This window comes from Propionivibrio sp. (assembly GCF_047602565.1).
In the GTDB taxonomy this organism is placed as follows: domain Bacteria; phylum Pseudomonadota; class Gammaproteobacteria; order Burkholderiales; family Rhodocyclaceae; genus Propionivibrio.
The window spans coordinates 682,323-707,086 of the sequence record NZ_JASGGX010000001.1 but is presented as its reverse complement, the minus strand read 5'-3'; the positions used below and the strand labels follow the sequence as shown (position 1 = coordinate 707,086).

The window sequence follows — 24,764 nt, the reverse complement described above, 5'->3', positions numbered from 1 at the left end:
CAATTACGTGAATGACCGGAATTGGCCGAATCCTGCCTCATGACACAGGAGAAGAAGGATAGCAAATTCCTCAAAGCCATAGATTATGAGCGATTTTTCTTTCTCAAATGATCGCAGTATTGGCGAGCAACGGACAGTACAAATTGGCGATCCTCCGTCAACAACTCGTCCATCCATGCAGATAACGTAATAGCCTCATCCGTCTTTGCGGCAGTGTTCTTTGAGAACAATTCACCGATTTCCACGTGCAAAGCGATGGCGAGCCTTTCCAGCGTCGGCAATGAAGGCAGATGCGCGCCTCGCTCGAAGCGCGAAATCGTCTCGGCATCGACCCCAACCCGTTCAGCAAGCGCATCCTGAGTCCATCCAAGCGCCTTGCGCCGGGAACCGATTTCCTTACCAAGTCGCCTTGCAAGGTCATTTGTGACCGTCTTCTTTTCAACCATTCGTGTTGTCCTTTCGATCAACAAGACTGGTTGAGGCTTGCGAATTGCTGAAGGGTCAGTTATGTTGATAATAAATCCAACAAATATGTTGATTTCACCTCTTGCGCGTCATGGTAAATACTGGCGATACAGCCCAGAAACGACATTTAAGAAACAAAGGCTTCTCTCTCGTCGAGATGGCCGTTGTGGTCGTCCTCATGGGTATCTTCTTGACGCTCGGATTGGCTGCGTTCAACGCTCAGACCGGCAATGCCGCACTATCCACTACCAAGAAAAAACAAGAGATCATCCGAGATGCGCTGATCACCTATTTAAGGGACTTCAGGCGGCTACCTTGCCCGGAAGCTGTAACTGCATTCCCGACGGATGGCCCGGTTGGTAAGGAAAGTCGCCAAGAAGGCTCTCCCCTTAAAAATTGCCTTTCATACTGGGGGACGCTTCCTTATGCCGACCTTGGATTGTCACGCGATGTAGCGATAGACGGCTACGAAAACTTCTTTACCTATTTCGTCTCTTCGGCCCGAACGCCGGCTGAGCCAGATTGGACGCTGACGTCAGCGGCGGGTTTTCCTGGCTTTGGCGTTGGGAATCCAGGTCGTTTTGCCATTACTGAAAATGGCGTAGATACCACACTCTCCCGAAACTTGGCAGCCGTCGTCATCGTCTCGCATGGAAGCAACGGGCTCGGGGCGTTTACCTTGAAAGGAAGACGCAACGCACCACCGACGGACGGAGATGAACAGAAAAATGCGCCTGATCCTGGTCTATCTGACAAGTTGCCGCCGCAGTGGTTGCCACCGAGTTCATTCGAGCAGTTAAATCCTCCTCCTAGAATCATTACTCTGATCGTTCACGATAGAACTGAAACATTTGACGATGTGGTCATGGCGCTTCGTCCGAATGATTTGCTGATGCCGCTAATCAAGGATGAGGCACTCAAATCGGCAGAGGCGTTGATCCAGGAACAATTGGCGACGGTAAGAGATGCCGCAATTGCTCAAATGCTAAGCAACGCCTGTCAACCTGTTTCCCTATCTGCCTTTACAACGAGCCTTTTGCCAACCGGACTACCTATCGACCCATGGGGCGCACCAATCAACTACAGCAATCCGAATACGGAAACTAAGTTAACCGCGACAACCCCAGCAAACTTGGAGACGATAGCCTTTAGCATCTGGTCATTTGGGCCGGATCGCGCAAGCGGCGGAGGCGATGATCGGATATTGACCACTGGCCTAAACGTAACCTATGGGCAAATACGCACCCGAATTCCCACATCGCCAACAACAGCATGTCCATGAAAACACCGAAATCCCGAATCAAGCTGAGCCTCATTCTCGCGATCCCGATCTTTACGCTGGTCGTCTGGATCACTTGGCTTCATGCCATGTCGTCAAGCGTACTGCTTGCCGCTGTAAGCATTTGGCAGCTAGTGGCATGGGGCGGGCTTACCTCGCTTGTCGTTGCCTACGCAATGACGCTCTACATCAGCGCCTTGCGCCAAGAGGACGAGCAGGGCAGGAAATGAAAACAACTCGCCATCAAGCGGGTTTTACCTTGGTGGAAATGGCGATCGTCGTCTCGATCATCGCACTTCTCATCTCGGCGGTGTTGGGCGGGCAAGCCTTGCTGCGTAGCGGACAAACGCAGGACATCATCGCAACTGCAAAAGACCTTAGTGCTGCCGTACAGGTATTCAAACAGCGTTACCGCTACCTGCCGGGAGATTTCCCGGTCGATCAGGAAATTCCCGATGTCAGCGCGGCTTGCCGCTTTGGCGGAGGGGGCGCGGTAGACGGGGACGGACAAATCTCCAGCGCGGAATCAACTTGCGCGGCGGAGCATTTGATTCGAGCTGGCATTACACGCGGAGACCCGGCTACAGGTTTTATAACGCGCTTTGGGGCGGTAAGGCTGATTGCAGCCAATGATGCATCAGTCAAAGTGACAGGATTCCCGGCATCGGTCTTGAACTTGGTGGAAATGGCGAATATCCCATGCGATGTCGCGGTGGATATCGTTCGGAAGCTTGATGTTGGGGATCTACAAGCTCAAGGTGCTCGGGTTCGCGCTTCTATCGCATCTTGTACAAGCGGGAATGTGCTATTTCTCGGCTTTGCCTTGTAGCAGAAAAGCGGCAGCTCTTCCGTCGTTAAACGCGAATAAACAAAAAAGCCCATGAGGTCATGGGCTTAATCGATTTGACTGGCGGAGAGAGCGGGATTCGAACCCGCGGTAGGGTATTACCCTACACACGCTTTCCAGGCGTGCGACTTAAACCACTCATCCATCTCTCCGGGAGGGCAAATTCTAGCAGAAGCATCCTGGATCAACAAACCCGGAACGGGCGGAAATTCCGCTCGTTTCAGCCCTTGACGGCACCCATCGTCAGACCCTTCACGACGTACTTCTGGAAGATCATCGTCAGGACGATGGCCGGCGCCATGATGGCGACCGCGGCGGCCATCACGCCGCCCCAGTTGACTTCGGCGTAGGAGACGAAGTTGTACACCGCGATGGGCAGCGTCTTGGTCTTTTCCATGCTCAGCACCTGGGAGAACATGAAGTTGTTCCAGGAGAAGATGAACGAGAGCGTGGTCGCAGTGATGATGCCCGGTCCCGAAAGCGGCAGGATGATGGCCCAGAAGGCGTATTGCCTGGTGGCGCCGTCGACCATCGCCGATTCCTCCATTTCACGCGGGATGGCGCTGAAATAGGTAGACATGATCCAGACTACGATCGGCAGCGCGATCAGCATGTGGCTGAGCACCAGCGCGACGTAGCTGTCCATCAGGTCGAGGCGCGAGAAGACGATGTACCAGGGCATCAGGAAGGAGATGCCCGGCATCAGGCGGGCCAGCAGGATGAACACGGCCAGTTTCTTCTGGGCGTAGCGCGAGATCGAGTAGGCGGCCGGCAGGCCGAGCAGCAGGGAGAAGCCGACGGCCAGCGAGCCGACGATCGTCGAGTTCACGAAATACTTGAGGAAGTCCTGCTCGTCGAAGACCTTGCGGTAGTTCTGCAGCGTCGGCGAGAAGACCAGCTTGGGCGGCCAGGAAATGATGTCTACCTGCGTCTTGAACGAGGAGGCCAGCATCCACAGGAAGGGGAAGAGCACGATCAGCGCGATCGCGATCACCATGATGTAGAACAGGAGGTTCCGGACGAATCTTTTGTTCATTGTTTTCCCCGGCGGCTCAGATTTCGGAGGCGGAACGCAGCTTCATGATGCCGAGACTGCACAGAAAGACGATCAGGAAGAGCACGACCAGGATCACCGAGGACTGGCCCATGCGGAAGTACTCGAAGCTGTATTTGAAGCCCATGATGTTGAGCGTTTCCGAGGCGTATCCCGGCCCGCCGCCGGTCATGGCGAAGATGATGTCGAAGGTCTTCAGCGCGTCGATCAGGCGCAGGATCACGGCGGTCAGGATGACCGGCATGACCATCGGGATGGTGACGTGGCGCAGGATCTGCCATTCGCTGGCGCCATCGACGCGCGCGGCCTCGACCGGCTCGTCCGAAAGTCCGGCCAGCCCGGCGAGGACGATCAGCGTGATCATCGGCGTCCATTGCCAGACGTCCACGAGGATCAGCGAGGGAATGACCGAGTCGGCGCTCGAGATCCACAGCCCCTGCGGCAGGCCGAGCGACTTGAGCACGAAGTTGGCGAGGCCGATGGTCGGGTCGTAGAAGAGGTTGAAGACGATGCCGACCGCCACCGGGGTCGACACCAGCGGCAGCAGCAGGAGCATCTTGGCCAGGCCCTTGCCGACGAAGGCGCGGTTGAGGATCAGGGCGATCGCCACGCCGAGGAAGCCCTCGATCAGCACGGCGAAAATGGTGAAGCTGAACGTCCTGCCGACGGCGTGCAGGAAGCGCGGTTCCGAGAGCACGCGGATGTAGCTGTTGATCCCGTTGAAGGAGAGCGGCATCCCGGAGGTGAGGTTCCAGTTGGTGAAGCTGAGGAACAGCGTGTACAGCACCGGGAAGATCATCAGCAGGGCGACGAAGATGATGGCCGGAAGCGGAAACAGGATGTGCAGATGTCGCTCCAGATAGTTCGACTTGATCATGAGTTGCCCTTCGACATGCGCGTTCGGAAGCCGCGCGCGGCGCGCCGCCCGGCGATGCGGGACGATGCGCCGACGCGCGAGCCGGCGATTACTTGCCGAATTCCCCGGTGTCCTGGAGGATTTCGTTGACCTTGGCGACCTTGTCCTTGGCCATCTTTTCGAGTTGCGGCGATTCGCCCTTGGTGTTGATCGACTCGATGATCAGTTCGCCGATCAGGTCACGCGCTTCGCCGACCGCGCTCATGTACGGGCGGTCGAACGGATTGCCGTGCTTGGCGGCGAAAATCTGCGTCTCGACCAGTCCGGGGTTCACCTTGGCGAGCACTTCCTTGTCCTGCCAGACCGAGGTGCGCGCCATGGTGATGTTGGCAAGCATGCCGCGCTTGGCCAGATCCTTGCTGGTGGCCCATTCCAGGAATCTGGCGGCAAGGTCCTTGTTCTTGGACTGCTTGGCGACGGCCATGCCCCACGACACGACGATGAACGGCGTATTCATCTTCGGGCCCGCCGGGAAGTTGGCGATGCCGACGTTTTCCGCGGGAATCTGCGTCTTGGCCGGGTCGACGATCTGGCCGTAGAACACCGAGGCGTCGGTCCACATCGCGACCTTGCCCGCCTGGAACAGCGGCATGATGTTTTCCCACGACATCGAGGTCACGCCTTTCGGCCCGTAGTTGCCGAGCAGCTTACCGTAGAAGCGCGTGGCGTCGACCGCCGGCTTCGAGTCGAAGACCGCCTTGCCCTTGTCGAGGTAGAGCCCGCCGTAGTTATAGACGTAGCTCGACAACTGGGTGACCGCCGCGGCGCCCTTGCCGCGCGAGGCGAACCCGGCGAGGTCGTCGGAATTGAGCTTCTTGGCGGCGGCTTCGAGTTCGGTGAAGTTGGTCGGCACCTTGATGCCGGCCTTCTGGAACACGTCCTTGCGGTAGTAGAGTACCTGCCACTCGGTCACCAGTGGCACGAGATAGGATTTGCCGCCGAAAGCGGCAACGCCCATGATGTTCTTCGGATAGTCCGCGAAATCGTAGCTGGGGATCGATTCATACCAGCCGTTCTTGTAGAACATCTTTCCTTCCTGCAGCGGACGGGTCATGAACACGTCGACGGTCGAGGATCTGGTGGCGAATTCCGTCGTCAGCTTTTGCGTCAATTGGCTTTCCTGCAGGCTTTCGACGTTGACCCGGATGCCGGTGGCGTTCTCGAATTCGGGGATCGCCGTCTTCAGCAGTTCGCCGTAGGGGTGGTTGGCCAGCAGGACGCGGATTTCCTTGGCTTGCGCCCAGGCGCCTTGCGACAGGCAGAGGGAAGACAGGACGACGAGTGTTGTTGCGGTCAGTTTCTTTTTCATGACTCCTCCGGTGACTATGAAAGAACAGCTCGGGAAAAACAGCTTCAACCAAACGACGTCCGCCGCATCCCTCGCGGTGAACGGCGTCGATGCCATTACACGATAGCCCGCTGGGTCTCCTTGTCAAAGACGTGAGTCTTCGGCATTTTCAGCGCCATGTTCAGCGTCTCTCCCACCGACGGGAGCCGGTCGGGCATTTCCAGCCGCGCCACCAGGTTGTGCGCGCCGCAGGAGAGGTGGACGAACATCTCGGAGCCGAGCGTTTCCACCACCTCGGCGCGCGCCGTGATCGAGCGGCCGTCGGCCGCGCCCGGCTCGGCCAGGGCGATGTCCTCGGGGCGCACGCCGAAAACCACGGTCTTGCCGGCATACGGCGCCAGCGCCGCCTCGAACGCCTGCGGCATCCTGACCTTGAAGCCGCCGGCGTCGACGCACAGGCCGCCGTTTTCGGCAGTCAGCGCCGCGTCAACGAAATTCATCGCCGGCGAGCCGATGAACCCGGCCACGAAGCGGTTGACCGGCCGCGCGTACACCTCCATCGGTGCGCCGCTCTGCTGCAGCACGCCCTGGCTCATGATGAAGATCCGGTCGGCCATGGTCATCGCCTCGACCTGGTCGTGGGTGACGTAGATGATGGTCGCTTCGAGCCGCCGGTGCAGCTTGCTGATCTCGGCGCGCATGGCCACGCGCAGCTTGGCGTCGAGGTTGGAGAGCGGCTCGTCGAAGAGGAACACCTTGGGCTTGCGCACGATGGCGCGGCCGACCGCCACGCGCTGGCGCTGGCCGCCGGAAAGTTCCTTGGGCTTGCGCTCCAGGAGATCGCGGATGCCCAGGATGTCCGCCGCTTCCTCGACGCGAGCGTCGATCTCGGCCTTGGTGAACTCGCGGATGCGCAGCCCGAAGCCCATGTTGTCGCGCACGTTCATGTGCGGATACAGCGCGTAGTTCTGGAACACCATGGCGATGTCCCGATCCTTGGCTTCCAGGTCGTTGACCCGCGTGTCGCCGATGTAGATGTCGCCCGAGGTCGCGCTTTCCAGGCCGGCGATCATGCGCAGCGCGGTGGTCTTGCCGCAGCCGGAGGAACCGACCAGCACGGCGAATTCCTTGTCCTGGATGTCGATCGACAGGTCGTTCACCGCCGTCGTCGAACCGAAACGCTTGACCACGTTTTTCAGGGTCACGCTCGCCATTTCACCCCTCTCCTGAAAGTCCGGACCATCGGCGAATCCGGCCAGATGTCGGGCCGGTCGCCGCAGCCGTTTGAATTGTCCCGCGCACCTTAGCGCGACAATTCCTTTCGAGCAATAGACGTCGCCCCTGCGCGCCTCGTTTCGGCCGGCAACCCGGTTCGAACCCGGCGGCGGGCCGTCTGCCTTGGTGGTAGAATTTCGGCCGGTTCCGCGGCGCGTCCGGCGTCCGCGCGCATTGCCCGCTTTCTTCTTTTTCCACTCCAAGCGAGACCCTGAAATGACCGCCATCAAACAGGAAGACCTGATCCAGAGCATTGCCGATGCCTTTCAGTACATCAGCTACTACCATCCGCTCGACTTCATCAAGGCGCTCGGAGACGCCTACGAGCGCGAGGAGGCCTCCGCCGCCAAGGACGCGATCGCCCAGATCCTGACCAACTCGCGCATGTCCGCCGAAGGCCATCGCCCGATCTGCCAGGACACCGGCATCGGCATGGTGTTCCTCAAGGTCGGCATGAACGTGCAATGGGCGGACGCCACGATGAGTCTGCAGCAGATGGTCAACGAAGGCGTCAAGCGCGCCTACAACGACCCGGCCAACCCGCTGCGCGCCTCGGTGCTCGCCGATCCGGCCGGTACCCGCAAGAACACCAAGGACAACACCCCGGCCATCGTGCATTACGAAATCGTGCCGGGCGACCACGTCGAAGTCATCTGCGCGGCCAAGGGCGGCGGCTCGGAGGCCAAGGCCAAGTTCGCCATGCTCAACCCCTCCGACGACCTCGTCGAACTGGGTGCTCAAGACCGTGCCGCAGATGGGCGCCGGCTGGTGTCCGCCGGGCATCATCGGCATCGGCATCGGCGGCACGCCGGAGAAGGCCATGCTGATGGCCAAGGAATCGCTGATGGCGCCGCTCGACATGCACGAGCTCAAGGCTCGCGGCGCGCAGACCAAGGCCGAGGAACTGCGCCTCGAACTGTACGAGAAGATCAACGCGCTGGGCATCGGCGCGCAGGGCCTCGGCGGCCTGACCACCGTGCTCGACGTCAAGGTGCTCGACTACCCGACGCACGCGGCCAACCTGCCGATCGCCATGATCCCGAACTGCGCGGCCACCCGCCACATCCACTTCCACCTCGACGGCAGCGGCCCGGCCCGGCTGGAACCGCCGAAGCTGGAAGACTGGCCGGCCGTTACCTGGACCGCCGACACCAAGACCGCCACGCGCGTCAACCTGAACACGCTGACCAAGGAGCAGGTCGCCTCGTGGAAGGTCGGCCAGAAGCTGCTCCTGAACGGCAAGATGCTGACCGGCCGCGACGCCGCGCACAAGCGCATCCAGGACATGCTCGCCAAGGGCGAGAAGCTGCCGGTGGACTTCACCAACCGCGTGATCTACTACGTCGGCCCGGTCGACCCGGTCGGCGACGAAGTGGTCGGCCCGGCCGGCCCGACGACGGCCACGCGCATGGACAAGTTCACGCGCATGATGCTGGAGAAGACCGGCCTGATCTCGATGGTCGGCAAGTCCGAGCGCGGCCCGGTCGCCATCGAGGCGATCCGGGACAACAAGTCGGCCTACCTGATGGCCGTCGGCGGCGCCGCCTACCTGGTCGCCAAGGCGATCAAGGCGGCCAAGGTCGTCGCCTTCGAGGACCTCGGCATGGAAGCCATCTACGAGTTCGACCTGCAGGACATGCCGGTGACCGTCGCCGTCGATTCGACGGGCACCTCGGTGCACACCATCGGTCCGCAGGAATGGTGCCAGAAGATCGGCAAGCTGCCGGTCAGCATCCTGTCCGGCGGCAAGCACTGAGACCGGTGCGCCGGCCCGCGCCGGCGCCCGGGAATCTTTCGAAGCCGGCCCGTGCCGGCTTCTTTTGTTGCGGAGAAAACGCATGAACATCGAACGCCACGGCACCACGCGCCGCTATTCCGACGTCGTCGCGCACGGCGGCACCGTGTATCTCGTCGAAGTGCCGCAGAACCTCGACGCCGACATCGCGGGGCAGACGCGGGAAATGCTGGACAGCGTCGAACGCCTGCTGATCCAGGCGGGGAGCGACAAGTCGCAGCTGCTGACGGCCACCGTCTACCTGCGCGACATGGCCGACTACGCCGGGATGAACGCGGTCTGGGACGCCTGGGTGCCGGAAGACACGGCGCCCGCGCGGGCCTGCGTCGAAACCCGGCTGGCCCACCCGGACATGCGCGTCGAGATCGCGGTCGTCGCCGCGCGCTGAGAGACCGGCATGCTCGAAGCCTTCAGCGTCGCCACCATCACCATCCTCGCGGTGATCAGCCCCGGCGCCGATTTCGCCATGGTCACGCGCAACAGCATGGTGCTCTCGCGCCGCGCGGGCCTGCTCACGGCCGTGGGGATTGCGCTCGGCGTGCTGGTGCACGTGGCCTACTCGATGGCCGGCATCGGCCTGCTCATCTCGCGCTCGATCCTGCTGTTCAACGCGCTCAAGCTGGCCGGCGCGGCGTATCTCGTCTACCTCGGCGTGACCATGCTGCGCGCGCGCAAGGCCGATCCGGCGCAGGCCGCCGCGCCGGCCGCCGCGCTTTCCGACCGGGCGGCGCTGCGCACGGGCTTTCTGACCAACGCGCTGAACCCGAAAACCACGCTGTTCGTCGTCTCGCTGTTCACCCAGGTGATCAGCCCGGAGACGCCGCTCGCTGTGCAGCTCGGCTACGGTGCATTCATGTCGCTGGCGCACCTCGTGTGGTTCGCGCTGGTCGCCTGCGCGTTTTCCTCGGCCGCCGCGCGGCAGTTCGTCGCTTCGTCCCGGCATCTCGTCGAGCGCGCCATCGGCGGCGTGCTCGTGGCGCTCGGCCTCGGCCTCGCCGCCTCCTCGCTGAACCGGGGCTGACGCGGATGATGGATTCGGAACGCGGACGGCCGGCATGATCGGCGTCTTCGACAGCGGCATCGGCGGCCTGTCGGTCCTGGCCGCCGTCGCCCGCGTCCTGCCGCGCTCGGATTTCATCTATTTCGCCGACACGGCGCACGTGCCGTACGGCGACAAGAGCGACGCCTACATCCGCGCGCGTGTGCTGCGCATCGGCCGCTACCTCGCCGAGCGGGACTGCCGGCAGATCGTGGTGGCCTGCAACACCGCCACCGCCGCGGCGGTCGCCGCGCTGCGCGAATCCCTGCCGCGCATCGGCGTGGTCGGCGTCGAGCCGGGCATCAAGCCGGCGGCGGCCGCCTCGCGCAGCGGCCGCATCGCCGTGCTGGCGACCGAATCGACCGCGCGCAGCGAGCGCTTGGCCCGCCTCATCCGGCAATACGCCGGCCCGGTGCGGGTCGACATCCTGCCGTGCCCCGGCTGGGCGACGAAAGTGGAAACCCTGAAACTGGAGGACCCGGATTTCGCGGACGCGGCGCAGCGCCTGCTGGAGCCGGTGCTGGCCGCGGGCGCCGACCACGTCGTGCTCGGCTGCACGCATTACGCCTTTCTCGCGCCGGTGCTGGAACCCATCGTGGCCGGCCGCGCCGTGCTGATCGACGTGGCCGACGCCGTCGCCCGGCAATGCCGCCGTATTGCCGGAGAACTTGGCGAAGATACGGGAGAAACGGCCGGCGGCGCCGCCTCCGGCCGGCTGGAGCTGACGGCCACGGCGCATCCGGAAAGGCTGCACCGGGCGCTGGCCGTGCTCGGGCCGGAATCGCTTGCCGCGCGCCTGTCCGGCCCGGCAGTCCTGGCGGCCGTCTGAGCGCCATCCATGCCGCTCCTTGTCAGGTTCGGCAACGGGCGTTTCTTTCCCGCTTGACGGAATCCGGTGCCGTTGCCGGCCCGCGATGCCACGTCTGTTCGTGGCAGAACCGGCTCAACGGGCGATACTGCGGAACTGCGCAGGCGAATTGATCATCACCGCGTCCGCTCCGAGCGTCTTGGCCGCGCGGTAATCCGCTTCGCTGTTGACGTCGAACAGGACGATGCGCGCAGCCCCCTTGCTGCGAAAGCAGTCCATGGCCTCCTGATCCCACACCAGCTGGGCCGCGGACCGCGCCTCGCCGAGCGTGTATTTTTCCACGACCTCGACGTCGCGCTTCATCTCCAGGCCGAACCAGCGTTCGCCTTCCTGTGCCGGCAGCAGTTCGCATTGGTGTGCCATCGCCACCCGGGCCAGGACGGTACGTGTCAGATCACGGCTCTCGAATCGCGCCACCTCGTGCGGCAAAGCATCGAGATAGCGCGCATCGGTCGAATACACCCGGCTGCGGGCCAGACTTCCGGTACGTTGCAATACATCGGCCAAGGCGCGCGCCATAACGGCTGGGTCAGCGTCGGGCGATTTGATGTCGATGAAGAAGGGCACGTCCGGAAATTGCGTTAACACGGCTTGCAGCGTCGGGATGCCGATCCCTTTTCCGCGCCACGGAGAGTCCGCGCCGCCGGTCTTCCAGCCCGCGTCGGCCCGGACCAGTTCGGCTGCCGTGCGTCCCGAAACCGGCCCTTGCAGGTTGGTCAAGGCATCGAGCGATGCCGGCCGATAGAGCACGGGAACACCGTCCTTGGTCAACTGAACGGTCACCCAGACGGCATCGGCGCCGTTGTGCAGGGATTGCTCGATGGCCACCACGGTGTTTTCGGGCGCATCGCCGGTGCCGCCCCGATGCGCGATGCGCAACGGGGCCGCGGACACGGCGGCGGAAAAACAGGCAGCACCGACAAGAACCAGCAACGTCTTCATCCGATTCATTCCTCCTGACAGAAGGCGGTACCGTCAGGGAATGAGGTACCGTGCCCCGTGACTTTATTGCTTTCACGTTACGGAAAAATGACTTGGATTGCCCTTGAACTCGTCCGTCCCGACACCAGCAGACGAAAAGGCAGTATCCGGTCCCGCCGATCGATCGCCCAACTTCCGACGACAATCCGCTGGTCTCCCCGAACTCGCATGGTCGGCATGCGGCTGCCTTGGGCGCTGAGCCTTGAGTGCGAGCTCGCCGAACGTCCGGGTGATCCGGCCCGATGTTCCGCTTTGGCTAATAGCCTTCCTTTATGTTGATAAATATACGTAATTTACGTATATTTAGCGCATGAAAGCTTTATTTATCGAACTGCCTGCATTCACCAGATACCGGGCGGACTACTTGGACGATGAGGGATTACGTGGGCTACAGCAATCAATGCTGATGAACCCGGAAGCAGGTGAGGTGATCGAAGGAACAGGCGGATTGCGCAAGATGCGCTATGGCGATCCACGCCGCGGCAAAGGTAAGCGTGGCGGATTGCGCGTGATTTATTACTGGTGGGATGGCGGCCGACAATTTTGGCTATTCACTCTGTACGACAAGGACGAAATGGAGAACTTGAGCGCCGACGAGAAGAAGGCGCTGAAGCGGATGTTGAAAGCGGAGTTGGAGGTGAGACGGGATGAAAAAGCGTAATTTGTTTGCTGAGATTGCTGAAGGTTTTGACGCTCTGGCCGATGCGCGCGCCGGCAAGCGGACGTTGCGTACTCACAAGGTCGAGATGCAGCCGGTTCCCGACGTTACAGCCGCAGAGTTGATTTCCTTGCGCGAGCGCCTTCACTTGTCACGTCCGGTATTTGCCCACTACCTGCGTACCAATCCCAGGACGTTGGAGAATTGGGAGCAAGGTCGAGCCAAACCGAATGCACAGGCTGTGCTTTTGATCCGCCTCGTTGAGAAGTTCCCGGATACCGTCGAGCGGTTGGCATTGGTCTGATTACTGTCCGCGATGTATCGCAATTGCCAGGATCGCTTGATCGTCAGAGCGATGGCGTAGTCGGTTCCTTCGACCACGACAAAAGAAAAAAGCGCTCGATCCTGTCATCTTCTGGGGGCGAATCGGCCACGCGCCGTGATCTCCAAGCGGCGGCTGCGAGATTCGTCCGAAGCATGCCGCGCTACATCGGTGGAACCGTACCGTCTTTACCCACCGTGATCCGGTCGGCGCGCAGCCTGCCATTTTCCTGCGCAGTGGCCGTCAGCACGACGTGCGCGCCGGAGGCCAGCATGCTGCGGTCGGCCGGTTCAAGGAAGACGATCGGAACGTCCGCGCCGAGCGTCACGGTCTTTTCGCCGCCTTTGTATTGCAGGATGATCCGCTGGCCGGTCGCCCCCTCGGCTACCGTCGCGTTGGTCATGGTCTTGCCGCCTGAACCACTCACTCCCGTGACTGTGGCATTGGTCATGGTATTGCCAGGCGAATCCATGGGGCGATGCCCTTCACCCGTCCCGCGCATGGATTCCGCGAAGATATGCACTTCCACGGCCGCGAGCGTGCCGTCCGCCTGCGGAACGGCGGTGGTGCCGAGAAAAACGCCCGGCGCGATGGCCGAGCGCTCGGCGCGCGAGACCGCCGTCAGGCGGACGTTGTCGGCCACCTCCAGCGCCACGGTTTCGCCTTGTGTCGTTCTGACCCGCAGGGTCGATCCATCTAGCGACACGACGTCGCCGCGGATGCGTTGCGCCGGGGTCTGCGCGTGGGCGGGGAGGGTGCCGGCAAGGACGCTCAACCACAGACAGGTCAGAAAACGACGAACGAGGTAGCGATGCATGGCGGGCCTCCTGGATGGCTGGAAAATACATTTAGACCAAACGGATGGGCAAGCGTTCTGGCGTCAGGCGCGGGAGCGGTGTATCGGTGCGTGCATCGACTCTTCCACTTCAAGGCGAAATCAAAGGTGCGTTGTGAATTGGAAAATCCAATTACCCGCGAACCAAGGTTGGCCGAAAATCAAATCACTACGATCCCTTTGGAAAAATGACGAGTTACTTCTATTTTTTCGGAACATTGATTGTTTCTATGAAGTTTTTTGCCGCGCTTTCGATTTGATCATCAGCCACCTTCCCGCGGTGAGAATATGCAGCAAAAAAACCAACTTGTTGTTGCTCTGGATGGCGACAATAGAGGGAAATGACCTGTAACTTAAGTTGCTCCCTGCCGGTAGGTGTAACCGCTGCGGTGTCATCAAGGTTTATACGAGCATCGACACATGGATAACCACGATCTTCGATATAGTGATAATTGGAGTCTGTTTCTTGAAAGCGCGGAGGAGGATTCATTGTAGCTATACGCTTTTTGACAAAGCTGACAAATTCTTCGTTACCTGTTGTCAGAGGCAATTCAAAGAATACTACTTGCGCCCCATACGTCTCACCGCTTACGGTTCCTTTTTTCCCGAACGAGATGCCGTTGCCCGCAACGGCCGTAATAATCCAACCTTCAGAATCTGGAGCGTGAATATTTAAGATGCTGCTGGAAAATGACTGCTTTGGACTTACTGGCTGCCCTGGTGATTGTGCATGAGCAACGGTGGTAATCAAGCCGACCAATATCAAGGAGGCAATTTTCTTTGGGATAGTCATTATGTTTATGGAAAACATAGTGTGAGTAGATTTTGGCAACTCATTCCGCCGTTTGCTGTCGGGACAGTTCGTTAAAATCGCTGACAATGGCGTCTCATGCGCGGCTTCCGTCCATCTCTTTCGCTGTCCACGTCTGTCCGGAAGTGGACAGGACCAGGTGAATGACCTGCTTTTCCCTGATCTCCACGGCCTTGAGGACGTTGCCTGCCGACCAGGAAACCGTCCCCGAGCCCCGGTCATCATGAAACCCAAGAGTCAGTACGTATCTGCCGGGCAGCAGGTGTAACTGAAAGCGTCCGCCGGAGTAGAACCCTTGCTCCCGGTATCTCCTCAGTTGCATTGTTGACTGACCGTTGACAGCTACAACCTTGATCAGTCCATCCGTCGTGACAACGCCGATTTTGTCCATCGATTTGATATCGCCAGGGTAACCAATGTACGCGTATCTCGAGTACAGGACACCTAATGTTGGTGGTGCATCCGTATAGTCGTAACTGGCACATCCAGTCTGAAGAGATATCAAAAAAACAGTGAAGTAATGACTTTCTTGTGCATGGGTATTCCCATCTTATCGACATCGGTACGGACTCTCGCCGTCGAGTTCTGCTCCGGTTTCCTTGAGGCGAATAGTGACAACGGCTCCGGGGTGAGCAGCACAGATACCGTTCCGTGTTGAATAAATATGCCGACCTCGAGCAAGAAATGTGTCTTTGATTGCTTCGCCTCGGGCATTGACCGCCGTGAGGATGTAGTCGCCACTCATTGTTACGCAGCTGCAAAGGCAGCCCACGCCAAAAAGGACTGGAAGAAATGGCGATATACTTTGGAAAGGAAAAGTCATGGCAGGCACTCAGGAGGCGGATTATTGTAGTCTTTCTTGGGGTCATCGCATGTCGATGGCGTGAATGCGTGCTTGCGGCAATACTCACGATCCGTCTTGATCTTGCAGTACCAACTATTCAGACGACGCTCAACGCTGCGTTCAGGAAAGACTGTGCCGGGTTGGCACGCAGGGAAGGCTGTATATCTGCGATAAAGATTGCAGCTCTCTTTGAGCGTACCCCAACATTGCCGTAGCCCAGACTGCTCCATACAGCCTTGAACCATGAAAGAATGCGTGAGAGTGTTATCAAGATCGGTAATTCCCATCGCCTGTTTGTATACAGAACCAGTTGTATCTGGCGCAGGTGCGCCGCATTCAAGCAGAGCTCGACGAGCCTCCACCCAATGCATGTTACTTCCGTCAGTATTTAGCCAGCCCTCATAACTTCGCGGCACAGGTTTGTCGATGTTGCGGACACTATATTGTCCGCACGCGGAGAGCGTAATCAGTAACAGAAAAGACAGCCTTCGCTTCATTGTTTTACTTCTTATCGTTTTATGGTCTTGGCCTCAACTTCGATTGTCATAGGTGTACCATATAGTCTGCCGCAGCCCCCTGAGTTGATTGCCATCGTCCCATAACAGCTATGCACAGTAGGGGCCTCGCCGAATATACGGAACCATTCAGTCAGCCGACTGCTTTCGTCAGGTCGTTGCGTATTCGTTGCTTGATTGCCACCAATAAAGCTTCCTACAAAGTCGTCCGCATGATTTTGTAGCCTGACCGAGGTAACGTTGCCACTGCTCAACCAATTCAGAAGGTCGGCTGCAGTCTGAGTGTTATAAGCGGGGCCAACGAATTTGATGCTGGTATTGGTCAGTATGCTGGCTGATCCAGGATCGTTCGCCAAAGACGCCATGGCATTACCAACTGTCATTGCCCCTCGGCTGTGTGCAACCAGATTCAGCCCGTCCTCACCATAGGTCGCCATAAGCCTCTTGATCTCTTGCGTCGCGTTTGCCAGATCACCGACATTACCTTCAAGGAATTTCTGGTAGCCTGCCACCAGCAACTCGGAAACAGCGTTGCTGGCTTGTGGGTAATACATCAAGTATATATCTTGGCCGGGTGGAAGTTCGCTCATTTGGACTGCATAGCCGGCTGCAGCTGCCGTATCGTTGAATATGCCGTTAGTGAAAATATTTAGTTTGCCACCAGGTTCCGGCCTGAGTGCCCATTTTTCAGCATCGGTTAGTTCGACCATCACCGGTTTTCCATCCGCACCCCGGATGACTTCGCCGCTTTCCGAGTTACGCAACACTTTGTACATCCTCGCTTTTTCAAGGAATGACGTGCGATAAGCTTCGTCGGTGAATAGCGTGGCGGCTTTAACAGCCTCTTGTTTGATCGTCCTTTCTGCCTCGGCGGTTTTCTCCAGCTTCTGGTAATTGATCCGCTCGGCAGCGTTATGTGCCGTTGCCACGTCTCGATTCAGCCCGGCTATCGCTTGCTCGGCCGTTTGCCCGGTACGTTGCTGCTGGGCAACCTCGTCCGTGATAGTAACAGTTGCCGCACTGACCGCCGCGCGCGTTTGTTCGTGAGAGCTGTCGGAAGTCTCAGCATCGTTCAGCGCATTGCTGACAATGCCCTTTGCCATGCCGTATTTGCCCTGCGTAAACATGTCTGTGCTGACGGTGAAACCGCTGCTGCTGGCGTCGGTTTTGGCCCAGTTTTGGATATCGCTCGTAGTCAGAGAGGCTGTTGTCAATTGATTTTTTCCGTTCTCCGCGGCTTTATCAGTACTGGCGATGTCCGCGCCTTTCAGGTCGGTGTTGCCTCGGACGGTGACGTTAAAACCGCCGTCGCCGGCCAGCAGTCCGGTCTGCTCGGTGACGCTGGCGTAATCACTCTCCACCTTGCTGCCGCTGGCCGAGACCGAGCCGCTCACTTTGCCGTAGCCGATGGACAGGGTGAAGCCGGCGCTGCTCTGCTTGCTGTCGTAGATGCTCAGGTCCTGCAGGCTTTCCAGGAGCAGGTTGCCGCCGACTTCGACGATCACCTGTTTGCCGCCGGCCACGGCGCCCTTGAGGGTGGTGTCGCCGCCGGAGACGAGGGTGAGCGTCTCACCGGCCTGGACGTGGGTGTTGGTCCAGGCCAGATCGCTGCCGTTGGCCTTGCCTTTGCCCTGGCTGGCGCCGATGTTGAAGAGGAGGCCGTCGGTGCCGATGGAGACGCCGACGCTGGCGCTGCTTGAACTGTTCTTGCTCGTCTGGCTGGCGGTGTTGCGGGCGGCGAGGAGTTCGATGGCATCGTCGGCGAGCAGCGTGACGTCCTGCCCGGCGAGGACCTTGGCGCCCTGGATGCGGATATCCGATTCGGCGCCGCCGCCGGTGGCGATCAGTGTGACGTTGCCGCCGGCGGCGAGCGTGCTGCCGGCGGCCGTGTCGCTCGTCGCGGTGCTCATGCTGTGGCTCTTGCTGGTGCCGAGGCTGAGGCTGAGATTGATGCCGCCGGCCCGTTCGCCGGCCGTGGCGTCGCGGGTGCCGATGACTTCGCCCTTGTCGTTGAAGACGTCCATCTGGTTGGTCTTGACTGTGCCGTCGTCCAGGGTGACCGTCTTGCCCTGTCCGGTCTCGATGGCCTTGTAGCCCTGATAGCCGGCCAGCCCGGCGCTGGCGGCGGCGAGGGCGTGCATGCGGCCATCGGAGGTGTCGCTGGCGGCCTGGGCCATCTGGCCGATGGTCTGGACGGCGCTGATCACCGGGCTGGTGATGGCGACCGTGAGGCCCGACTGCTTGGCTTTCATTTCGTAGGAGCTGTGCGAGGTTTCGCGCGCTTCCTCGATGGCGATCGACTTGGCCAGCACGCCGATGTCGCCGCCCGGCGCCAGGACCTCGCTGCCGATTTGGGTGTAGGCGTTGCCGGCGACCAGGGTGACGTTACCCTCGACGCTGCCGAGGGTGCTGCCGACGGCAGTGGTGGCGGTGCTCCGCTGGTCGGTGGAGAGCATGCGGCTGCCGATGGTGACGCCGATGCCGCCGGAACCGAAGAGGCCGCTTTCCGTTTCCTTATGGTAGTGCGTCTCCGCACGCCGCTCGGTCGCCGCGGTGATCGTCAGGTCGTGCCCCGCGACGGCGGTGAGGTCGCCTTGCGCCACGATGCTGCTGCCCTTGACGGTGAGGTCGTTGCCGGCGGCGAGCGCCACGGTGTTGCCGGAGAAGGTGCTGGCGATCGCGGTGGTTTCGTCGAGGGTGTCGAGGCGTTCCTTGGAGCGCTTGGCGAAGAAACCGCTCTTGCTGCTCTTGCTCCAGGCTTCGGAGGACAGGGCGGCCTCGCCGGTGGTGATGGTGAGGTCGTGCCCGGCCGAGGCGGCGAGCGCGCCGCCGGCGACGACGGAAGCGGCGCGGGCAGTGAGATCGTTGCCGGCGGCCAGCGTCAGGTCGCCGGCCGCGGCGAGCGTGCTGCCGACCTCGGTGCGCGTGTCCTGGCGCCAGCGGTTGCCCTTGCTGGAGGTGGACGCTGCGCTGGTTTCGGTGACGGTGCCGAGGGTGAGGTCGCGGCCGGCGGAGAGGAGGGTGGCGCCGCCCGAGTCGGCTGAGGCGGCGTTGGCCACGGCCGCGGCGAGCAAGGACAGGTCGCGGCCGGCAGCGGCGACCAGGGTGCCGCCCTCGCCGGTGACGTAGAGGCCGGCCACGCGGTCGATCACCGTGGTCTGCACGGCGGCGTGCACGGCCCGGCCTTCGCTGGGGGCGTACGTCCGGTCGACGGTGCTGCTCGCCACGGTGAGATCGCGGCCGGCGGTGGCGATCAGGGTACGCTCGGCTTCGACCGTGCCGCCGAGCACGGCAAGATCGGTGGCGGCCTGCAGGGCCACGTCGCGCCCGGCCACGGCGCCGCGCTGCACGGCGATGTTCCCGGCGGTGAGCACCACGGTCTGGCGGCCGGCGATCGTGCCGCTGGTGGTGAGATCGCCGGCGGTCTGGAGCTGGAGGTTCTCGGCGGCGATCAGCGCGCCGGAGGAGTCGAGATCGTTCGCGCGCACGCGGGCATAGACCTGCGGCACGAGCACGCGCTGGGTGCTGCCGTCGGCGAGGGTGACGGTCTTCTCGACCAGCCAGACGATGTCGGTGGTGAGCTGGGCCATCTGCGCCTCGGAGAGCGCCACGCCGGGGATGAGGTGCCAGGCCTGGGCGACGGTGGCACCGGCGGCCATCAGGGCGCGGTATTGCTCCTCGTCGCTGGCGTAGCCGGCGAGGAAGCGCCGGCCGGTGAGCTGGGCGATCTGCTCGGTGATCAGGCGCTGCTCGTAGAAACCATCGCCCAGGCGCTTCTGGGTCAGCGCCGGATCGAGGCCCAGGGCCTGGAGCAGATAATCGGAAGAGAGCCAGGACCGGTAGCTGGCGAACTGCGGGTCGGTCTCGACGAGGTAGCCGCCGGTGCTGGCCGGATTGGTGTGGTACAGCCGGTTGGCGGGGAGCGCCAGCGTCGGCTCGGCCGTGGCGACCACAGCGGACGGGCCGCTGGCGCCGCCGGCCGCGGTCACCTGGCTGACGCGCGGCGCGGCCTGCCCGGCGGAGGTTGCGGCATCGGCCGCGCCGGCGCCGCCGGCAGCCTGGCCGACGCCGCCCGCGCCGGCCGTTCCGGGCGAGCTGCCGGTGGCGCCGACGACCGGCGCGGCGTTCTGCCGGACGGTCACGTTGTCGATGCGCCCGGTGAAGCTGCCGGTGAGCGTACCGCCGGCGACGATCTGGCCGGGCACGCTGCCGATCAGGGTCTGCGTGCTGGAGGCGGAGGTCCACGAATCCTTCGCGTTGTTGACCCAGTGCCAGTCCTGGGTGGTCGCGGTGGTGTCGGTCACCCGGTAGAGTTCGGCGCCGACGTTGGTCAGCGTGGCGCCGGTCAGCACCATGTCGCCGCCGGACTGGATGAGGCTGTAGCGGTTCTCCAGGGCGGTGGCGGCGATGGCCATGGCGCCGCCGGCGCGGATCACCGCGGACGGCGAATCGGCGGTGACCACGTCGCGCCTGGCGGTGGTCGTGGCGGCCGTGTTGTCGATGTAGCTGCAGTCGTCGTAGATGTCCCGGCAGGTCTGCCAGTAGGCCGTCGAGGCCACGCCCTGCGCCGCCAGCGCGGCGGTCAGCTGGCCGAGGGCGGCGGGGCGTTCGGCGGCCAGGGTGTCGAGGAGGATCTGCCAGATGCGGCGGGAGTCGGCCAGCGTCTGCGGGTCCTGGGCGTTGACGGCGGCCACGAGGCGGGCGCGGGTGGCGGCGTCGAGGCCGCCGCCGAGCGGGCCGGCGTAGCCGGCCAGGTCGCCCCAGACATTGACGAAGTCGTCGCGCACGGAGGGCGTGACGGGAGGCACGTCGGGGTCCGGGGCCGGGGCGTCCGGGTCGGCCGGCGCCGGGTTGTAGAGGGCGACCAGGACGGCGTCGGGACCGCCGCCGAGGAGTTTGACGAGGATGTTGAGGTAGCGGTCGCGGACGTAGTCGCGCCAGATCGCGGCGCTCGATTCCTTGATCGGCCAATGGAACTGCAGGCCGGGCGCGTAGTCGAGCGGGGCGGCGCCGGCGGGCGGCGCGGTGTCCGGCACCGTCGCGGTGGCGAAGGCGGTCTTGCGGTTGGTCAGGCTCGCCGTGTCGAGGACCAGATGGCCCAGGGCTTCAAGGGTGGCGCTGGCGTTGTCGATGGCGGTGGCCTGCCCGCTGGCGTGGCGGTCGGCGTCGAGGCCGCCGCCGATGGCCAGGTCCTGGGCGGAGAAGATCAGTGCGCCGTCGCGGTTGGCAAGGGAGCCCACGCCCAGGTCGAGGCGGTCGCGCGCGGCGATCACCGGCGCCGTGCCGCCTTCGGCGAGGTTGTTCAGCGTGCCGGCGGCAATCGCCAGGTGGTCGCCGTAGAGGCGGCCGGTGCCGAGGTTGTCGAGCGTGCCGGCGGTGATGACGGTTTCGCCGCCGTCGATCAGGCCGCGGTTGGTCAGGGCGCCGGTGACGCGCACGTCGAGGGCACCGCCGGCGAGCGTGCCGGTGGCGGCGTTGTCCAGCGCGGCCGCCTGCAGGGCAAGCGCCTCGCCGGCCTGGACGGTGCCGCGGTTGGTCACCGTGCCGGCCGTGGTCAGGTGCAGGTCGCGGGCGGCGGTGATGTCGCCCGTGTTGAGGAGGTCGGCCACGAGATCGAGTGCCAGATCGCCGTGCGAGAGGACATTGCCGTCGCCGGAGAGCCGTTTGGCGCGCAACGCAAGGGCGCTGCCAGCGAGGAAGGTGCCGCCGGTGTTGGTGACGGCGAGCGTGCGGTCGGCGCTGTCGTCGAGGAGGGCGAGCGTTCCCTGCGAACTGATCAGGCCGCCGGTATTGTCGAGCGTGCCGGCGCTGGTGACGGTCAGCGCGGTGTTGGCACGCACGGCGCCGCCGGCGTTGGCGAGCGTGCCGGCCGCGATGCCGACGCTGCCGCCTTCGAGGCCGTGGCCGGTGTCCAGGGTGCCGGCGTTGTCGACCGTGGCCGCCGAGAGGGCGAGGGTCTGGGCGGCGCGGATCAGGCCGCCGCGATTGTCGATCCGGCCGGTGGCCTGGGCGACAAGGTCCCCGGCCGTCTGGATGTCGCCGTCCCGGTTGTCGAGGGCGGCGGTGGCGTCCAGGCGCATGCCAGCTTGGGCGACGAGGCGGCCCTTCCGGTTGTCCAGGGTCGTGGCGGTGAGCGCGAGCGCGTCGCCGGCGCTGACGAGGCCGGCGGCGTTGTCCATTGCCCCGGTCGTGAGCGTGACCGCGCCTTGTCCCCGAATGCCGAGGTTCTCGCCCAGGGTGTCGCGGTTGGTCAGCGCCTGGCCGTGGGTATCGAGGGTCAGGGCGCCGCCGGCCTGGAGCAGCCCGCCGGTGTTGGTGAGGGCGCCGCTGTCGATCTGCAGGGTGGTTTCGGCGGCGAGGACGCCCTGGGTGTTGTCGAGCGCCTGCCCGTGGGTGTCGACGGTGAGCGTTTTGCCGAGCACGGTGCCGCCGGCATTGCCGAGGCCCTGGCTCGCCAGGACGAGGTCCGTGGCCGCTTCGAGCCGCCCGCTGGTGTTGGTCACGACGCCGCCCGCGCTGAGGTCGAGCCGCCCGGCGACCGCCCCGAGCGTGCCGGCTGTGTTGTCGAGCGCGCCCTCGGAGCGCAGCGTGAGGTCGGTGCCGGCGACGAGCTGGCCGGCGGCGTTGGCCACGTCGCCCTGCGCCGTGACCGTCAGCGCCTTCGCTGCGGAGAGCGTGCCCCCGGCGTTGTCCAGCCGCCCCGTCGTGGTGGTGACGGCGAGCGCGTCGTTGGCGACGATCCGGCCGCCGGTCCGGTTGTCGAGCGTGGCGGACTGAATGGTCAGCGCCTGGCCGCTGGCGAGCGTGCCGCCCCGGTTGTCGAGCGCGCCGGCGACCGTGAGCATGCCGCCCTGCTCGCTCGTAATGCGGCCGCCGGTGTTGTCCAGTCCGGCCGCCGTGACCACCAGGGCGCCTTGGGCGCCAAGAACCCCCGCCGCATTGTTCACCGTGCCCGCGTGCACGGTGACCGCGCCCTGGCCCTGGATCGTCCCGGCGGCGTTGATGAGCTGTCCGCTCGTCAGCGTCAGCATGCCGTCGCCGGCCAGGGTGAGGACGCCACCGGTGTTGTCGACGGTGTCGGCGCTCAGGGACAGGCCGTGGCCGTTGCTGGCGAAGCGTCCTTCGGTGTTGTCGAAGCGGCCGGCGAGGGTGAGAGTCAGGGCGTCGGCGCCGGCGTAGTCGAAGGTGCCCCGGACGTTGAGCAGGTCGTATGCGGCGACGGCGAGCCGGCCGCTCACGGAGAGGGCGCCGCCGCGATTGTCGAGGGTGGCGGCGGCGAGGGCGGCATCCGTGGCGGTGACGGTGCCCGAGTTGCGGAAGGCGGTGCCCGTGGCGGTGAGTCGGTCAAGGGTGAGCGTGCCGGCGTTGTCCAGGGCCTTGGTGGCGGTGAGGGCGAACGTGCCGCTGGCCACGAGGGTGCCGGTGTTGGCCAGGGTGCCCACGGCGATGCGTCCGTCGGCGAGCGGGAGCGGGACGGCGGTGTCCACGGCGAGCGTGCCGCCCGCCGTGCTGGCGGTGGGGACGCCGGCGAGGGCGCCGGTTTCGGTCCCGGCGCCGGACCCGCTCCCGGCCCCGCCCGAAGGCGTACCGCCGCCAGCCTCGGAGGGAGCGGCAAGGTGGCCGATCACCCCGGCCGCAGCGTTGTCGAGATGCGCGGCGGTGAGGGCGAGCGCCTGCGTGCCGCTCTGGCGCACGCTGCCGTCGTTGCGGAAGACGCCGGCCGTCAGGTCGAGGCGCTGGCCGTCGAGCGTGCCCTGGCGGTTGGCGAGCTGCCCGTCGGTGGCAAGGACCAGTTCCCGCCCGGCGTGCAGCAGGCCGCTGTTGTCGATGTCGCCCCGGCTCGCCACGGTCAGATTGCCGTCGCTCGCCAGCGTGCCGGTGTTGTCCAGGCCCCGGGTGGCGACGGTCAGGGAGGACTCGCCGCTCACCACGGTGCCGCGGTTGATCAGTTGCCCCTCCGCCGTGACCAGCACCTCCCCCGCCGAGGCGGCGAGCGTGCCGGCGTTGCGCACGCCGACGCCGGCCTCGGTGCCGACGAGGACGATCTTGCCGGCGTACATGCCGCCGAGCGGGGCGACGTCGAGGGCGAAGGCCGGGGCCGGGCCGGCGCCGGAAATCGGCACGGCCTGCGTGTGCGCGGCATCGACCCGGTTGGCGCCGGTGGTGACTTTCACGGTCTGCGCCCACACGCCGGCGTTGAGTTCGACGGCGCGGGCGATGAGGTCGGTATAGTCCGCGCCGCGCGCGTCCAGCCCGGCGCCGTCGATGCGCAGCGTGCCGCCCTCGACGCGGTAGCCGTCGAGGGTACCGGCGGAGAGGAGCGGGGTGCCGGTGGTGAGCGTGGCGCGGTGGGCGTTGAGGAAGCCGCAGCCCGCGCAGGTGACGCCGGCCGGGTTGGCGACGACGACCTGGGCGCGGTCGCCGGCCACTTCGATATAGCCGCCGAGCAGGCTGGGGGTGCTGGACACGACTTCGTTGAGGATGACGCGGGCGGTGCCGCGGGCGAGCCAGGGGTTGCCCTGGACCCAGCCGCCGAGCTGGGTGGCGACGTTGTTCCTGGAATTGTTGAGGATGGCGCCGGCGGCGCCGACGTCGAACTGGCCATAGGTGTTGTGCGAGACGCCCGCCGCGCTCGGGGTCTGGATGTTGATGAGCGGCACGCCGTTGCCGGCCGACAGGATCGTCGCCTGCTGCGCGGCCGGGGCGGCCTTGTAGGCGACGACCTGGGCCGCCGCCGGCAGCACCGCCGCCCCGCCGAAGGCCACCAGGAGGCAGAACCCGAGCCGCCGCAGCCGCGCCCAGCGTGCCGTCCCCGCCCCATGCCGCCCGGCCGCCCCCGTCCCCTTGCCATCCCCCACCGCGCTCTCCGCCACCGCCATCACCTGCCCGCGCTTCTCGTTGAATACATGACGGTACAGAGCTCGGTTCATCGTGGCCTCCTGGGGGCGTGGTGTGAGGAATGGCAAAGGGGC

18 protein-coding genes, 1 tRNA gene and 1 pseudogene are annotated in these 24,764 nt (G+C 63.7%); 9 read left to right on the top strand and 11 right to left on the bottom strand.

All coding sequences use genetic code 11. The features are described from left to right. Nucleotides 1–83: 83 nt before the first annotated feature. A complete protein-coding gene (locus tag QM701_RS03210; protein ID WP_415165649.1) occupies nt 84–446 on the bottom strand; it encodes a helix-turn-helix domain-containing protein in 363 nt (120 codons plus the stop codon). A 110-nt stretch (nt 447–556) separates the two neighbouring features. On the opposite strand from QM701_RS03210, the gene QM701_RS03205 reads away from it, so the two are divergent. The 3 genes from QM701_RS03205 to QM701_RS03195 are packed head-to-tail and all read left to right on the top strand — an operon-like array spanning nt 557 to nt 2,573. Continuing rightward, nucleotides 557–1,747 (top strand): prepilin-type N-terminal cleavage/methylation domain-containing protein, encoded by a 1,191-nt coding sequence (locus tag QM701_RS03205; protein WP_415169337.1) that lies wholly within the window; start codon nt 557–559, stop codon nt 1,745–1,747. Continuing rightward, entirely contained in the window at nt 1,744–1,974 is a 231-nt protein-coding gene (locus QM701_RS03200) for a hypothetical protein (RefSeq protein ID WP_415165648.1), read from the top strand. Before QM701_RS03205 ends, QM701_RS03200 begins: the two co-directional genes overlap by 4 nt. Then, nucleotides 1,971–2,573, top strand: coding sequence for a type II secretion system protein (locus tag QM701_RS03195; RefSeq protein ID WP_415165647.1), 603 nt, complete (start codon nt 1,971–1,973; stop codon nt 2,571–2,573). Before QM701_RS03200 ends, QM701_RS03195 begins: the two co-directional genes overlap by 4 nt. Before the next feature lie 79 nt (nt 2,574–2,652). Here QM701_RS03195 and QM701_RS03190 read toward each other — a convergent pair. The 5 genes from QM701_RS03190 to QM701_RS03170 form a co-directional block, all read right to left on the bottom strand. After that, nucleotides 2,653–2,743 (bottom strand) — tRNA-Ser (locus QM701_RS03190). 68 nt (nt 2,744–2,811) lie between these two features. Then, a complete protein-coding gene (locus QM701_RS03185) occupies nt 2,812–3,627 on the bottom strand; it encodes a carbohydrate ABC transporter permease (RefSeq protein WP_415165646.1) in 816 nt (271 codons plus the stop codon). Between the two features lie 16 nt (nt 3,628–3,643). After that, nucleotides 3,644–4,522, bottom strand: a complete 879-nt coding sequence (locus tag QM701_RS03180; protein ID WP_415165645.1) for a carbohydrate ABC transporter permease — start codon at nt 4,520–4,522, stop codon at nt 3,644–3,646. An 88-nt stretch (nt 4,523–4,610) separates the two neighbouring features. After that, complete coding sequence (locus tag QM701_RS03175) at nt 4,611–5,870, bottom strand: ABC transporter substrate-binding protein (RefSeq protein ID WP_415165644.1); 1,260 nt, start codon at nt 5,868–5,870, stop codon at nt 4,611–4,613. Nucleotides 5,871–5,965: 95 nt separating this feature from the next. Continuing rightward, nucleotides 5,966–7,063: an ABC transporter ATP-binding protein gene (locus tag QM701_RS03170; protein ID WP_415165643.1), complete on the bottom strand. Its 1,098-nt coding sequence runs from the start codon at nt 7,061–7,063 to the stop codon at nt 5,966–5,968. A gap of 277 nt (nt 7,064–7,340) precedes the next feature. On the opposite strand from QM701_RS03170, the pseudogene QM701_RS03165 reads away from it, so the two are divergent. The 4 genes and pseudogenes from QM701_RS03165 (at nt 7,341) to murI (ending at nt 10,787) form a co-directional block, all read left to right on the top strand. Continuing rightward, a pseudogene (locus QM701_RS03165) lies at nt 7,341–8,880 on the top strand (fumarate hydratase). An 82-nt stretch (nt 8,881–8,962) separates the two neighbouring features. After that, a complete protein-coding gene (locus QM701_RS03160) occupies nt 8,963–9,307 on the top strand; it encodes a RidA family protein (RefSeq protein WP_415165642.1) in 345 nt (114 codons plus the stop codon). A 9-nt stretch (nt 9,308–9,316) separates the two neighbouring features. After that, entirely contained in the window at nt 9,317–9,940 is a 624-nt protein-coding gene (locus QM701_RS03155; RefSeq protein WP_415165641.1) for a LysE family transporter, read from the top strand. Between the two features lie 34 nt (nt 9,941–9,974). Next, the gene (gene murI, locus QM701_RS03150; RefSeq protein ID WP_415165640.1) at nt 9,975–10,787 is read left to right on the top strand and encodes a glutamate racemase; all 813 of its coding nucleotides are present in this window, start codon (nt 9,975–9,977) and stop codon (nt 10,785–10,787) included. 114 nt (nt 10,788–10,901) lie between these two features. On the opposite strand, the gene QM701_RS03145 is transcribed toward murI, so the two are convergent. Beyond that, nucleotides 10,902–11,768 (bottom strand): glycerophosphodiester phosphodiesterase family protein, encoded by an 867-nt coding sequence (locus QM701_RS03145; protein ID WP_415165639.1) that lies wholly within the window; start codon nt 11,766–11,768, stop codon nt 10,902–10,904. 349 nt (nt 11,769–12,117) lie between these two features. Between QM701_RS03145 and QM701_RS03140 the strand changes: the two genes are divergently transcribed. Then, the gene (locus QM701_RS03140; protein ID WP_415165638.1) at nt 12,118–12,468 is read left to right on the top strand and encodes a type II toxin-antitoxin system RelE/ParE family toxin; all 351 of its coding nucleotides are present in this window, start codon (nt 12,118–12,120) and stop codon (nt 12,466–12,468) included. Further along, entirely contained in the window at nt 12,455–12,769 is a 315-nt protein-coding gene (locus QM701_RS03135; RefSeq protein WP_415165637.1) for a helix-turn-helix domain-containing protein, read from the top strand. The genes QM701_RS03140 and QM701_RS03135 overlap by 14 nt, the downstream gene beginning before the upstream one ends. 181 nt (nt 12,770–12,950) lie before the next feature. On the opposite strand, the gene QM701_RS03130 is transcribed toward QM701_RS03135, so the two are convergent. The 4 genes from QM701_RS03130 to QM701_RS03115 all read right to left on the bottom strand — a co-directional run bounded on the left by QM701_RS03130 (nt 12,951) and on the right by QM701_RS03115 (nt 24,722). Then, complete coding sequence (locus tag QM701_RS03130) at nt 12,951–13,604, bottom strand: hypothetical protein (RefSeq protein WP_415165636.1); 654 nt, start codon at nt 13,602–13,604, stop codon at nt 12,951–12,953. Nucleotides 13,605–13,824: 220 nt separating this feature from the next. Further along, nucleotides 13,825–14,415, bottom strand: coding sequence for a hypothetical protein (locus QM701_RS03125; RefSeq protein ID WP_415165635.1), 591 nt, complete (start codon nt 14,413–14,415; stop codon nt 13,825–13,827). A gap of 94 nt (nt 14,416–14,509) precedes the next feature. After that, nucleotides 14,510–14,824 (bottom strand): hypothetical protein, encoded by a 315-nt coding sequence (locus QM701_RS03120; protein WP_415165634.1) that lies wholly within the window; start codon nt 14,822–14,824, stop codon nt 14,510–14,512. A gap of 961 nt (nt 14,825–15,785) precedes the next feature. Beyond that, nucleotides 15,786–24,722 (bottom strand): hemagglutinin repeat-containing protein, encoded by an 8,937-nt coding sequence (locus QM701_RS03115; protein WP_415165633.1) that lies wholly within the window; start codon nt 24,720–24,722, stop codon nt 15,786–15,788. Nucleotides 24,723–24,764 lie beyond the last annotated feature (42 nt).

Coding starts and splice junctions, on each gene's coding strand:
- QM701_RS03210 (WP_415165649.1), bottom strand. CDS start 446: ATGGTTGAAAAGAAGACGGTCACAAATGACCTTGCAAGGCGACTTGGT.
- QM701_RS03205 (WP_415169337.1), top strand. CDS start 557: ATGGTAAATACTGGCGATACAGCCCAGAAACGACATTTAAGAAACAAA.
- QM701_RS03200 (WP_415165648.1), top strand. CDS start 1,744: ATGAAAACACCGAAATCCCGAATCAAGCTGAGCCTCATTCTCGCGATC.
- QM701_RS03195 (WP_415165647.1), top strand. CDS start 1,971: ATGAAAACAACTCGCCATCAAGCGGGTTTTACCTTGGTGGAAATGGCG.
- QM701_RS03185 (WP_415165646.1), bottom strand. CDS start 3,627: ATGAACAAAAGATTCGTCCGGAACCTCCTGTTCTACATCATGGTGATC.
- QM701_RS03180 (WP_415165645.1), bottom strand. CDS start 4,522: ATGATCAAGTCGAACTATCTGGAGCGACATCTGCACATCCTGTTTCCG.
- QM701_RS03175 (WP_415165644.1), bottom strand. CDS start 5,870: ATGAAAAAGAAACTGACCGCAACAACACTCGTCGTCCTGTCTTCCCTC.
- QM701_RS03170 (WP_415165643.1), bottom strand. CDS start 7,063: ATGGCGAGCGTGACCCTGAAAAACGTGGTCAAGCGTTTCGGTTCGACG.
- QM701_RS03160 (WP_415165642.1), top strand. CDS start 8,963: ATGAACATCGAACGCCACGGCACCACGCGCCGCTATTCCGACGTCGTC.
- QM701_RS03155 (WP_415165641.1), top strand. CDS start 9,317: ATGCTCGAAGCCTTCAGCGTCGCCACCATCACCATCCTCGCGGTGATC.
- murI (WP_415165640.1), top strand. CDS start 9,975: ATGATCGGCGTCTTCGACAGCGGCATCGGCGGCCTGTCGGTCCTGGCC.
- QM701_RS03145 (WP_415165639.1), bottom strand. CDS start 11,768: ATGAAGACGTTGCTGGTTCTTGTCGGTGCTGCCTGTTTTTCCGCCGCC.
- QM701_RS03140 (WP_415165638.1), top strand. CDS start 12,118: ATGAAAGCTTTATTTATCGAACTGCCTGCATTCACCAGATACCGGGCG.
- QM701_RS03135 (WP_415165637.1), top strand. CDS start 12,455: ATGAAAAAGCGTAATTTGTTTGCTGAGATTGCTGAAGGTTTTGACGCT.
- QM701_RS03130 (WP_415165636.1), bottom strand. CDS start 13,604: ATGCATCGCTACCTCGTTCGTCGTTTTCTGACCTGTCTGTGGTTGAGC.
- QM701_RS03125 (WP_415165635.1), bottom strand. CDS start 14,415: ATGACTATCCCAAAGAAAATTGCCTCCTTGATATTGGTCGGCTTGATT.
- QM701_RS03120 (WP_415165634.1), bottom strand. CDS start 14,824: ATGGACAAAATCGGCGTTGTCACGACGGATGGACTGATCAAGGTTGTA.
- QM701_RS03115 (WP_415165633.1), bottom strand. CDS start 24,722: ATGAACCGAGCTCTGTACCGTCATGTATTCAACGAGAAGCGCGGGCAG.